The organism is Sulfuriflexus sp. (assembly GCF_032250955.1).
Classification (GTDB): Bacteria; Pseudomonadota; Gammaproteobacteria; order AKS1; family AKS1; genus Sulfuriflexus.
The window spans coordinates 1-12,349 of record NZ_JAVVES010000008.1 but is presented as its reverse complement, the minus strand read 5'-3'; the positions used below and the strand labels follow the sequence as shown (position 1 = coordinate 12,349).

At 56.6% G+C, this 12,349-nt stretch carries 11 protein-coding genes; 1 reads left to right on the top strand and 10 read right to left on the bottom strand.

Annotation, left to right across the window (positions count from 1 at the left end; genetic code table 11):
• Positions 1-26: 26 nt before the first annotated feature.
• The 10 genes from RQ738_RS02250 to RQ738_RS02205 form a co-directional block, all read right to left on the bottom strand.
• On the bottom strand, positions 27-842 hold the full coding sequence (locus RQ738_RS02250; protein WP_314161761.1) for a mechanosensitive ion channel family protein: 816 nt from the start codon (positions 840-842) through the stop codon (positions 27-29).
• A gap of 21 nt (positions 843-863) precedes the next feature.
• Positions 864-2,060: an O-succinylhomoserine sulfhydrylase gene (locus tag RQ738_RS02245; protein ID WP_314161760.1), complete on the bottom strand. Its 1,197-nt coding sequence runs from the start codon at positions 2,058-2,060 to the stop codon at positions 864-866.
• 366 nt (positions 2,061-2,426) lie between these two features.
• The gene (gene purF / locus RQ738_RS02240; protein ID WP_314161759.1) at positions 2,427-3,938 is read right to left on the bottom strand and encodes an amidophosphoribosyltransferase; all 1,512 of its coding nucleotides are present in this window, start codon (positions 3,936-3,938) and stop codon (positions 2,427-2,429) included.
• A 9-nt stretch (positions 3,939-3,947) separates the two neighbouring features.
• Positions 3,948-4,439, bottom strand: coding sequence for a CvpA family protein (locus RQ738_RS02235; protein WP_314161758.1), 492 nt, complete (start codon positions 4,437-4,439; stop codon positions 3,948-3,950).
• A gap of 90 nt (positions 4,440-4,529) precedes the next feature.
• Positions 4,530-5,144: an SPOR domain-containing protein gene (locus tag RQ738_RS02230; RefSeq protein ID WP_314161757.1), complete on the bottom strand. Its 615-nt coding sequence runs from the start codon at positions 5,142-5,144 to the stop codon at positions 4,530-4,532.
• 31 nt (positions 5,145-5,175) lie between these two features.
• Positions 5,176-6,465 (bottom strand): bifunctional tetrahydrofolate synthase/dihydrofolate synthase, encoded by a 1,290-nt coding sequence (gene folC, locus RQ738_RS02225; protein WP_314161756.1) that lies wholly within the window; start codon positions 6,463-6,465, stop codon positions 5,176-5,178.
• A 38-nt stretch (positions 6,466-6,503) separates the two neighbouring features.
• Positions 6,504-7,448, bottom strand: a complete 945-nt coding sequence (gene accD / locus RQ738_RS02220) for an acetyl-CoA carboxylase, carboxyltransferase subunit beta (RefSeq protein ID WP_314161755.1) — start codon at positions 7,446-7,448, stop codon at positions 6,504-6,506.
• Positions 7,449-7,543: 95 nt separating this feature from the next.
• On the bottom strand, positions 7,544-8,350 hold the full coding sequence (gene trpA, locus RQ738_RS02215) for a tryptophan synthase subunit alpha (RefSeq protein ID WP_314161754.1): 807 nt from the start codon (positions 8,348-8,350) through the stop codon (positions 7,544-7,546).
• 2 nt (positions 8,351-8,352) lie between these two features.
• Positions 8,353-9,573, bottom strand: coding sequence for a tryptophan synthase subunit beta (gene trpB, locus RQ738_RS02210; RefSeq protein WP_314161753.1), 1,221 nt, complete (start codon positions 9,571-9,573; stop codon positions 8,353-8,355).
• The gene (locus RQ738_RS02205; RefSeq protein ID WP_314161752.1) at positions 9,570-10,208 is read right to left on the bottom strand and encodes a phosphoribosylanthranilate isomerase; all 639 of its coding nucleotides are present in this window, start codon (positions 10,206-10,208) and stop codon (positions 9,570-9,572) included. Before RQ738_RS02205 ends, trpB begins: the two co-directional genes overlap by 4 nt.
• A 165-nt stretch (positions 10,209-10,373) precedes the next feature.
• Here RQ738_RS02205 and RQ738_RS02200 point away from each other — a divergent pair, with 165 nt between their 5' ends.
• Positions 10,374-12,155, top strand: a complete 1,782-nt coding sequence (locus RQ738_RS02200; RefSeq protein WP_314161751.1) for a sensor histidine kinase — start codon at positions 10,374-10,376, stop codon at positions 12,153-12,155.
• The last annotated feature ends 194 nt before the right edge of the window (positions 12,156-12,349 follow it).

Here is a 12,349-nt window from a genome sequence, read left to right as displayed (position 1 = left end):
CATCCGGCCATACACCGGTTTTAATGTTATTCCCTGGTCATATGCATTTGTATCTGCGGGAAAGGAATCGATATCCCGTTTTCATCAAAGGCCAGTTTGACGCTTTCATTCATATCAAACTTCACTGACCAGTAGTCATCCCTTTTTACCCAGGGACGGACAATGAAATTGACACTGTTGTCGGCCAGCTCGGAGACGGCAATCTGCGCTTCCGGCTCCTTGAGGATACGCGCATCGTTATCCACCAGGTTTTGCAGGATATCGCGGGCCTTGCGGATGTCATCGTCATAGCCGATGCCGAATACCATATCGATACGACGTGTATCACGGGCGGAGTAATTCGTGATCGTACCACTATAGATATTACTGTTCGGTATGATTATCTCGCGGTTGTCACCGGTCCTCATCTGCGTACTGAAAATACTGATCCTTTCCACGGTACCGGAAATGCCGGCGGCTTCGACAAAGTCACCGGCCCTGAAAGGCCGGAAGATGATTAACATCACCCCCGAGGCAAAGTTTTGCAGCGAATCCTTCAGCGCCAGGCCAATCGCCAGACCGGCGGCACCGAGCAAGGCAATCAATGAATTGGTGTCGACGCCGAGTTGGGCCAGGGCCGCGATAATGACAAACAACAATAAGGCCGTTTTGAGAATCGAACAGACAAAATTGACCAGCATGTCATCCATGTCCGCACGGATAAGCAGCTTGCGAATCACCCTGGTAATAATTTTTGTCGCCACACGACCCGCAACAAAAATAACCAGCGCGAGAATGATATTAATGCCCCACGGCACGGCATAGGTCTCAAGCAATGACGCCATGTTCAGGTTTTCAAACATATCCAGTCTCTTTGTTATTATTTACGCAATCGCACTGAAACCACGCGACAGATCAAGCTTCAGGTCCTCGATATCTTCCAGGCCGACCGCGATACGGATCAGGCCATCGGTAATACCCGATTCGAGTCTCTGCTCCGGGGTCAGGCGCCCGTGTGTGGTCGTCGCCGGGTGCGTGATCGTGGTCTTGGTGTCACCCAGATTGGCCGTAATCGAAACCAGTTCGGTAGCATTGATAAAGCGCCAGGCATCTTCCTTGCCGCCAACCAGTTCAAACGACAATACCGCACCGGGAGCGGATTGCTGCTTCTTCGCCAGCGCATACTGGGGATGGGACGCCAGTCCCGGAAAGTGCACGGCCTTTACTGCCGCACTGGCCTGCAAAAACTCGGCAAGCTGTTGCGCATTCCCGGAATGGGCACGCATGCGTATACTCAGTGTCTCCAGACCTTTCAGGAAGATCCAGGCATTGAACGGACTCATGGCCGGCCCGCAGGTACGCACTACACCAAAGATATCCTTGCCGACGATCTCCTCGGTACCAACCACAGCCCCCCCGATACAGCGCCCCTGTCCGTCAATAAACTTGGTCGCGGAATGAATGATGATATCCGCACCCAGCTCCAGGGGCCGTTGCAGGGCCGGCGTACACAAACAGTTATCCACTACCAGCAGGCAATCGCGGGCATGGGCAATGTCTGCCAGTCCGGCAATATCAGCTACCTCGCCCAGGGGATTGGAGGGGGTTTCCAGAAACAGGAATACCGTATTTTCCTGTATCGCCGCTTCCCATGCGCCAAGGTCAGTCAGGTCAACGAAAGTCGTTTCGATACCAAATTTAGCCATGTGCTGGGAAAGCAGCACGACCGTGGTGCCAAAAATACTCCGCGAGGCGACAATATGATCGCCGCTCTTCAGCAGACCGAGACAGGTCGCCAGAATGGCAGCCATGCCCGAGGCAGTTGCCACGCAACGCTCCCCTCCTTCAAGTGCGGCGAGACGCTCTTCGAAGGTCCGTATGGTCGGGTTGGTGAAACGTGAATAGATATTGCCAGGCTCTGTCCCCGAAAAACGGGCCGCCGCCTCCTCGGCACTGTCAAACACATAGCTTGAAGTAGTAAAAATCGGTTCCGAGTGCTCGCCTTCCCCTGTGCGATGTTGGCCGGCGCGCACAGCACGTGTGCTAAAACGGTAATCTGACTTGTCTGATTTATCTGACATCCTGGCTCCTCATTCCGCGTTCGCGGAAGATTTAAAACATGTTATACACGTCCGGCAGGCACAAAAAAACCCGCCAGCGATCGCTAAAGCAGGTTGCCCCTCTTTAGCTGTATTTATAATGCGCCCGCAAGCTGAGTCAAATCGGCGCGTTCAATATCAAAGAAGTTTAGGCAATCCCTGCCAGACTGTCAATCCTGCCGCTTGGGGGGGCAGGTCGAAATAATGTTGTCCACACCGAGGGCGTGCCTGGGCCATCAATGCAAGGCGCGTTTCGCAGGTAATGGCATCGTCCTTGCCAAGAAACGCAACACAGCAGTGATGGGTCAGGCGCGGCCGAATGTAAATACTATTTTGACCTGTCCCCCCTTAATCGGTGTTATGCATGTCGATGCCATCATGATCGCCTTCCTCGCGCTCATGCTTGGCCGAATCGGAGCGCAATAATTCCAGCTGGTGCAGGTATTGTGTCGTCACATCGGCGGTGACATATTCACCACTGAACACGGAGGTATCAAAGCGGGTAATTTCCCGATTGCCTCTCTGCACCGAGGCTACCAGGTCGTCGAGATCCTGGTAGATCAGGCGATCCGCACCGATTACCTTGCATATCTCTTCATCGGTACGGTCGTGTGCAATCAACTCCGAGGTGCTGGGCATATCGATACCGTAGACATTCGGATAGCGTACCGGCGGCGAGGCTGAGGCAAAGTAAACCTTTCTGGCACCGGCTTCGCGGGCCATCTGGATAATCTGTTTCGAGGTTGTGCCGCGCACGATCGAATCATCAATAAGCATGACATTCTTGCCACGAAACTCGAGTTCAATCGCGTTAAGTTTCTGGCGCACCGATTTTTTGCGCTGCTTCTGCCCCGGCATGATAAAGGTGCGTCCGATATAGCGGTTCTTGATGAAGCCTTCGCGGTAGAGGACGCCCAGTTCGTTGGCCATTTGCAGGCCCGAGGTACGGCTCGTATCCGGGATCGGGATAACTACATCGATATCATGGTCCGGCCAGATGCGCTGGATCTTCTGGGCCAGCTTTTCACCCATACGCAGGCGCGCCTTGTATACCGACACGTCATCCATGATGGAATCAGGACGCGCAAAATAAACATGTTCAAAGATGCAAGGATTAAGCTGCGCATTCCGCGCGCACTGCTGGGTATGCAGATCACCATTCATATCGATAAATACGGCTTCACCCGGCTCCACGTCACGGATCAGGTCATAACCGACGGCATCGATGGCAACACTCTCGGAGGCGACCATACACTCGGGGCCGGCATCGGTCTGGCGGCAACCAAAAGAGAGTGGCCGGATGCCGTTCGGGTCACGGAAGGCAACAATGCCAAAGTCGGTGATCATGGCGACCACGGCATAACCACCACGGCAACGCTGGTGGACACGGGCTACCGCCTGGAATACATCCTGCTCGGTGATCCGAACCTTGCCCAGTGACTGCAACTCATGGGCAAATACGTTCAGTAACACCTCCGAGTCGGACGAGGTGTTGATGTGGCGCAGGTCTTCTTCAAACACCTCGCGCTTGAGCTCATCGGCATTGGTCAGGTTGCCATTGTGCGCCAGGCTGATACCAAACGGGGAATTCACATAGAACGGCTGCGCCTCCGCAGACGAAGAACAACCGGCAGTCGGATAGCGCACATGACCAATGCCCATGTTGCCGCGCAGGCGCAGCATATGGCGAGTATGAAAGACGTCACGCACCAGGCCGTTGCTCTTGCGCAGATGCAGGTGTCCCTGTTCGCAGGTCATGATGCCGGCCGCATCCTGGCCACGATGTTGAAGGACTGTCAGGCCGTCATACAGGGTCTGGTTGACCGCACTACGACCGACTACTCCGATTATCCCGCACATAAAGCGCCCTCAATCGTACTGGAAATTTCCGGCAATATCCGGCGGCAGGAAATCCCGCAGCCATAACGCCATGGTTTGAAAATGAACAATAAATGTGGATTCCTTCCACCACGGGTCTGCGGGCAAGGGTGTCAGTCCGGCCAGCAAAACCAGGATCGCGACAATGACCGCGCCGCGTGCCACACCGAATATCACGCCGAGCATACGATCCGTGCCACTCAGGCCGGACTGCTTCACCAGTTTGGCCACGAGGTTATTAATAATGGCACAAATCACGAGGGTCACCACAAACAGCAGGGCAAAGGCGGAAATCAGGCGGATGGAAGGTGCGTCAATATAATCGGTGAAAAGGACGGCCAGGTGTTGATGAAAACTGAAGGCTACCCAGAAGGCCGCCACCCAGGCCGCCAGTGACAGGGCTTCGCGGACAAAACCGCGCATGACGCTAATCACTGCCGACAGTGCCACGATAATTAAAATGCCGTAATCTACCCAGATCATGCTTTAACTCCGCCGGCTCATCAAAGGCCGGTAATCAGAGCGGCGGATCCTAGCAGAGGCGCAACAATATGTCTCAGTATACTCATCTGCTCAGGGGTGTTGGACAACAATGGGCCTGGCCTTGAGTTGTTTGGCCAGTTTTGCCTGCAAGGCATCGGCCTGTTCACGCTTGATTTCCGGTCCGACGCGGACCCGAAAAACCGGTGTGTCCTTGCTGTATATGGTATCAACAAAGACGGTGAAGCCCTGCTTGCGCAGCTTGTCACGCAAGGCATAGGCATTTTCCTTTGAACTGAAACTACCCACCTGCACGGCCCACGCACTCAGACCGGTTTTGGGCTTGACGACTATCTCCGGTTTGGCGGCAACCACGGCTTCAGGTTTGGGTTTGGCCACCGGCTTCGGGGCAGCTGGCGCCTCTGCCGGTGTTTCGGTGTCTGTCTCCGCTGGTGGGGTATCATCGACCTGCAGTCCGGTTTCCACCGCCGGTGCTTCGCTCAGCAATTCCGGTTGCGGAACGGGCGAGGGATTCAGGGGGATGACGCGGGAGACAAAGTCACGCTCCGGTTTGGGCGGAATGTTGCTCTTGGTAATGTAGTTCACCGTCGGATCACGGCCATCGAGAATCATCGGGATGAAGATCACGGCCAGCGAGACGAGCACCACGGCCCCGACGAGTCGCTGTTTGAGATTAATATCGTCCACTACCTATACCTCTGTTTCCCTGCTGCAAGCATTATACATGCGCTGGCAATGCCTCTGCCACAGTATAGAAGGAACCACAGACCACAATGCGGTCATCTTCTTCCGCCTCGGCCTGCGCCGCCTCAAAGGCCTGGCTGACACCTGCATACGATTGCATATTGTCTTCGCTGATACCCTGCTCCCGCAATATAGTCGATATCTGTTCGGGTTGTGCGGCACGGGCAATCCGCGGCGCGGCCAGGTACCAGCGATCCACAACGGCGGACAACTCGTTCACGATAAGGGCGATATCCTTGTCGGCCATGGCACCAAATACCATGCGGGTGCGCCCCGTCACCCGCTGCGCCTGTAGACTCAGCGCCAGGGCAGCGGCCGCATGCGGGTTATGCGCCACGTCATAAATGCTGGGGATGGCCGTCGTCGCCAGGAGCTGGAAACGCCCCGGCAAGCGGACATGTTTGAGGCCTTCCTCGATATCGAACCGATCCACGGGTACCTCTCTGAGACATTGCAGGGTCGCCAGCACGGTGGCCGCATTGTCGAGCTGGAAGCCACCGGAGAGCGCGGGTTGCGGCAAGCCGACATGGCTCAACTGACCCTGCCCGTTATCGCTCCACCAGGTCCAGGTTTCAGTGTCGGCTTCATACCCAAACTGCTGGCCGAGGCAAGACAGGCTGACCTTCAAGTCTGCCGCGCACTGCAACAGGCTTTGTGGCGGCTGGCGGTCCCCGCACACTACCGGGATCCCCGCCCGCATGATGCCGGCCTTTTCAAGGCCTATCGCCTCACGGTCACTGCCCAACCATTCTTCATGGTCAAGCGCGATACTGGTGATCACGGCAATATCCGGGTCGATAATATTGACGGCGTCCAGTCGACCGCCGAGACCGACTTCAAGTAGCGCGACATCGAGATGATTGCGGCTGAATATATCCAGGGCGGCGAGGGTGCCAAACTCGAAATAGGTTAATGACACCTCGCCGCGTGCCGCGTTCACCCGTGTGAAGGCGCGGCACAGGCTCTTGTCGCTCCTGTCGACGCCATCGACGCGAACCCGCTCACTGTAGTGATGCAGGTGAGGCGAGGTATAGCTGCCAACCGCGTAACCGGCACTGAGCAAAATGCTTTCCAGCATGGCAATTGTTGAGCCCTTGCCATTAGTGCCGGCCACGGTGATGACGTAGCGGGCAGGACGCCGGCAGCCCATGCGCTGGTAAACCTCGGCGACACGGGTCAGACCAAGCTCAATTTCAGTGGGGTGCAGTGTCTCGAGCCACGTTAACCAGTCGCTCAATGAAGTGGTGGCGTCAAGTGCCGGCATGCTGTCAGAACTGCGTGTTAGCCAGGGGCATCAGTTGATCATACCGGCGTGGTAACGGCAGGTATTTCAGTGACGTCGGCGTCTTCGGCATGTTTTGCCTCACGTTCGGCGGCAGTCGCCAGCACGGGAGCCGGTTGACGTGTCAGCATGGCCAGCAGCTGGCTGACCTTATCCCGCATCTGGCGGCGATCGACGATGATGTCGATAGCTCCATGTTCAAGCAGAAACTCACTCCGCTGGAAACCTTCCGGCAGGGTCTCGCGCACGGTCTGCTCGATCACGCGGGGGCCGGCAAAACCAATCAAGGCATTCGGCTCGGCCATGTTGATATCACCGAGCATGGCCAGACTGGCCGAGACTCCCCCCATGGTCGGGTCGGTCATCACCGAAATAAACGGCAGGCCGCGGCGTGACAACCTGGCCAGCGCGGCGCTGGTCTTGGCCATCTGCATGAGGGAGAACAGGGCCTCCTGCATACGCGCGCCGCCACTGGCGGAGAAGCAGACCAGCGGCAATTCTTCGACGATACAGAATTCAGCGGCGCGACGGAAACGTTCGCCGACCACGGAACCCATCGAGCCACCCATGAAGCGAAATTCAAATGCGCATGCCACCAGTGGAATACCATTGACCTGGCCATGCATCACGATCAGGGCATCTTCTTCACCCGTGGCCTTCTGTGCGCTGGTGAGGCGATCCTTGTACTTTTTGCTGTCGCGGAACTTGAGGGCATCAACAGGGCGGAGTTCGCGGCCAAGTTCAACACGCGGTTCAGGGTCGAGGAAGGTCTCGAGACGACGACGGGCACCGATGCGCATATGATGATCGCACTTCGGGCAGACATCCAGGTTACGCTCGAGCTCGGCCCGGTACAGCACCGCGTTACAGGCTGCACATTTCTTCCACAGGCCTTCGGGCACGCTCTTGCGTGTCGTGCTATCGGTGCGAATCTTTGATGGTAGTAATTTTTCGAACCAGCTCATAATGTTCTATCATATTTCTGAGAAGTCACCCGAATTGAAACGGGCAGATTTGATTATAGACCTATCCTGCCAGATTGCCCAGCCGATGCCGACTGCTAGAGGCCATCCAGCGCCTTGCGGATACTGCCCAGGATGGCGCAGATAGCCGGCGAAATCGCCTCGGGTTCAAGGATATGTGCCTCCACCTGGTTGACCAGGGCGCTACCGACCACCACGGCATCGGCCACGGTGCCCACCGCAGCGGCCGTCTCGGCATCCTTGATACCAAACCCGACCCCGACCGGCATCTCCGTACAGTGGCGGATCTGCGCTATCTTCGTGGCCACGGCAGCCGTATCCAGCGTCGCCGCACCTGTTACACCCTTCAGCGAGACGTAGTAGACAAAACCACGCGCCGCATCACAGACCTTTTGCATACGTGCAGCGGTCGTCGTCGGAGCAATCAGGAATATCGGGTCCAGACCATTGACAGCAAAGGCCTGGATGGCAACCTCACCCTCTTCCGGCGGCAAATCCACGGTGAGGACACCATCGACACCGGCTCCCGCGGCCTCGCGGGCAAAGGTCTCGTAACCCATGATCTCAATCGGGTTCAGGTAGCCCATGAGCACCACGGGTGTCTCGTTATCTACACTGCGAAACTCTTTCACCATGCTGATCACATCGCGCAGACTGGTGTGATGCACAAGGGCGCGCTCACTGGCTTTCTGGATCACAGGTCCATCGGCCATCGGATCGGAAAACGGCACGCCAAGTTCGATGATGTCGGCACCGGCTGCGACCATGTCATGCATGAGCGGTACGGTCACGTTCGGATTAGGGTCACCGGCCGTCACATAAGGTATCAAGGCCTTTCGCCCGGTGGCTTTCAAGGCCTCAAATTTTGCTGTAATACGACTCATGATTAAAACTGAATACCTTCCCGTGCCGCGACGGTATGAATGTCCTTGTCACCACGACCGGACAGATTAATGATTATTATTTCTTCCTTGCCCATGGTCGGGGCGAGCTTTTTCGCATAGGCCAGGGCATGGCTCGACTCGAGGGCGGGCAGAATACCCTCGATACGGGTCAGGTCATGAAAGGCCGCCACCGCCTCTTCGTCATTCACCGCCACATAGTTAGCGCGACCGACATCTTTCAGCCAGGCGTGCTCAGGCCCCACACCCGGGTAATCGAGGCCGGCGGAAATGGAATGGGTCTCGGTGATCTGGCCGTCGTTGTCTTCCATCAGGTAGGTGCGGTTACCATGCAGCACACCTGGCTTGCCGGCGCACAAGGGTGCGGCGTGGTGACCGGTATCGAGACCGTCACCGGCGGCTTCGACGCCATAAATCTTCACACTTGCATCATTGAGGAAAGGATGGAAAAGGCCAATCGCATTCGAACCACCGCCAACACAGGCAATCAGCGCATCCGGCAGGCGACCGGTCTGTTTCTGGCACTGCGCACGAGCCTCGCGGCCGATCACTGCCTGGAAATCACGCACCATGGTCGGATACGGATGCGGTCCGGCCACGGTGCCAATAATATAAAAGGTATCGTCAACATTGGTAACCCAGTCACGCATGGCCTCGTTGAGCGCGTCTTTTAGCGTCTTCGAGCCCGATTCCACCGCCACCACTTTGGCACCGAGCAGTTTCATACGATAGACGTTCAGGGCCTGTCGCTGGATATCTTCAGCGCCCATGTAGACGACACACTCCATGCCAAAGCGGGCCGCGACTGTGGCCGAAGCCACGCCGTGCTGCCCGGCGCCGGTCTCGGCAATGACCCGCTTCTTGCCCATGCGCCTGGCGAGCAGCGCCTGACCGATGGTGTTGTTGATCTTGTGCGCGCCGGTGTGATTGAGGTCTTCACGCTTCAGATAGATCTGTGCGCCGCCGAGCTCACGACTCCAGCGCTCGGCATGGTACAGCGGCGACGGGCGGCCGACATAATGTTCGAGGTCGTAGTCAAACTCGGCGAGGAAATCGGGGTCCTTGCTGTACTTCTCGTAGGCCGCGGTCAGCTCATCAATCGCCTCCATCAGCGTCTCGGAGACAAAACGGCCCCCGAATTGTCCAAAATGACCACGCGCGTCGGGCATGTGCATGTAGTCTTTGGCGTTTGCTTCGTCATTCATGTGTTGTCTGCCTGTCTGACGGCCTGCATAAAGGCCGTGATTTTGTCGATATCCTTGCTGCCCTTGCTTATCTCTACCCCGCTGCTCACATCAACAGCGTATGGTTTAACGGTGGCGATGGCCTCGGCAACGTTACCCGGGTGCAGACCACCAGCAAGGATTATAGGGGTTTCCAGCCCGTCACGCATAGCCGGGCTGACACGCGCCCAGTCAAAGCATTCGCCGGTACCGCCGGCCTCGGTCGGCGACCAGGCATCAACCAGCAGGCCGCGCGCCGAGGCATATTCAGCGGCGGCTTCGGCCAGGTTCGCCTCTTCACTCATGCGGATGGCCTTTATATAGGGTTTCGCGAATACCTCACACTGGGCAGGTGTTTCGTTGCCGTGGAATTGCAACAGGTCGATCGGCACAGCATCCAGCACGTCCTCGATAGCAAGCTGCCCGGCATCGACAAACAGCGCTACTGTAGTGACAAACGGCGGCAATGCTGCGCAGATCCTGGCGGCCTGATCGATGCTCACCGCCCGGGGTGATGTCGGGTAAAAGACCAGGCCGATGGCATCCGCCCCGGCCAGTGCCGCTGCAATACCATCTTCCGGGCGCGTGATCCCGCAGATTTTTATCCGTGTCGACATGTTCTTATCTCAAAAATAATGTGATTCGGTCGATAAATACGTGGAAGGTGTGTATTTTAACGGAAGACTTGGCGAATGGATATGCCAGTAACGCCTTCGTCCAGGCCGGTTAACCGATAATAACCCGCGCGGCCAGGCATAGAAGAATAAACGCGGAGCGCCTGAATGCAATTTCGAACGACCCAAACGGCCCTCGTCGGTGCCTTTGCCCTTGTGCTCGGCCTGGTAGCACTGTTTACCGCGCTGGCGGCCATGCACATCCATTCGGGAACCCAGCGCCTTGAAAAGGTGATCAGCAGCAATAACCTTAAAAATGACCTGCTTCACGATATGCGCCTGGCCGGCCGCAACCGCTCAATCTCACTCAGCCAGATGCTGCTCATGGATGACCCCTTTGAACGTGATGAGGAATTTCTGCGCTTCAACCGCCATGGTACCCGCTTCGTTCTGGCCCGCGACGCCCTGCGGCAAAGCCAGCTCAGTGCTGCAGAGGAGCGGCTACTGGAAACGGCACGGCTCAAGTCCTTTGAGATCGCGCAGTCGCATAATGAGATCATCAAACTCATTGATCAGGAGCGTTTCGACGAGGCCCGTCAGGTGTTTGTGACCCGCGCCGTCCCCCTGCAACGGGCCAATTATGCCTATGCCGGCAAGCTCCAGGCCATGCAACGTGAAAGCACCCGCCAGGCGACGCTGGATATCGGCCGTGAGCTGCGTACCTCGCTGTATGTCATTACTTTCATGGCCGTTGTCGTTATCCTCGCCGGAATAGCAATCGCTATTTATATCATCCGTCACACTGCCCATTCCGAACAGCAGTTGTTTCGCGAGAAAGAATATGCCGAAACCGTACTGCATTCGATTGCCGATGGTGTCATCAGCTGTGACATAGATGGCACAGTCATTGACATGAATGAGGCGGCTGAGCACCTGACCGGCTACAGCATCGCCGCCGCAAGTGGCCAGCCGCTTGGCGCCGTTCTCAATCTGCAAGGCATCGATGCCGACGGTTTGCCCGAATTTGATAAAGAGGCTTCATGCACGGCTCGAGATGGGCGATTCTTCCCGGTAGAAGTCAGTGCGCGACCCTTGCATGAAATTGATGGCCATACTTCCGGTGCCCGGGTTCTGGTGGTACGCGACATCTCGATCCGCAAGCTCGCAGAGCAGGCTGCCGAGGCCCGCGAGGCCGAACTTGAAGCACTGGTCGAATCGCGTACCGCCGAGTTACAAAGCGCAAAAGAAGAGGCTGAGGCCGCCAGTCAGACCAAGACCGAGTTTCTCTCCCGCATGAGTCATGAATTGCGCACACCTTTGAATGCGATTCTCGGTTTCTCGCAGCTGCTCGAATACGACCAGAAAGAACCACTCAGTGCCAGCCAGCACGCGCACGTCAATGAAATTGTCGCGGGCGGCAAACACCTGCTGAACCTCATCAACCAGCTTCTTGATCTCGCCCGTATCGAGTCGGGGCGGATGGATCTGTTTCCGGTTGAATTCGAGCTGCACGAGCTTGCCCGGGAATGTGTCAAACTGATGCACCCGCTTGCAGATAAACAGGGGATCACGATAGAAAACAACATCCATGGATCTGCGCTACGCCTCAAGGTTGACCCGCTGCGACTCAAGCAGGCCGTTATCAATATTCTGGCCAACTCGATCAAGTACAATTCGGAACAAGGCTCGGTTTACCTGGATGCGGAATTAACCCGTGAGCAACGCATTCGCATCAGCATTCGTGATACCGGACCGGGCATTTCAGATACCGATCAGCAACGCCTGTTTGCTGACTTTGAGCGGCTTGATGCAACCACAGAGATTGAAGGCACCGGCATCGGCCTGGCCGTCACCCGCCATCTCATCGAAATGATGGGCGGGGCTATCGGTATAGACAGTACTATCGGCCAGGGCAGCACCTTCTGGATAGAACTCGATGCCATTACCTGACCGCGGGCCACCTCCAAAAGGCGCGCCCTGCAAGTCATCGTGAGGAGCGTGCACGTCGCAAAGGCCGCTATACAGGTAATGCCCTCAAGAACAACCAACGGCATGAGTAAATAAAACAGCCTCGTCAGAAAAATTCATGGGTAGTTTTCGGGGCAGGTAGCGCTCCAAGCGCGTGATATAAGGCGATTTCAGTC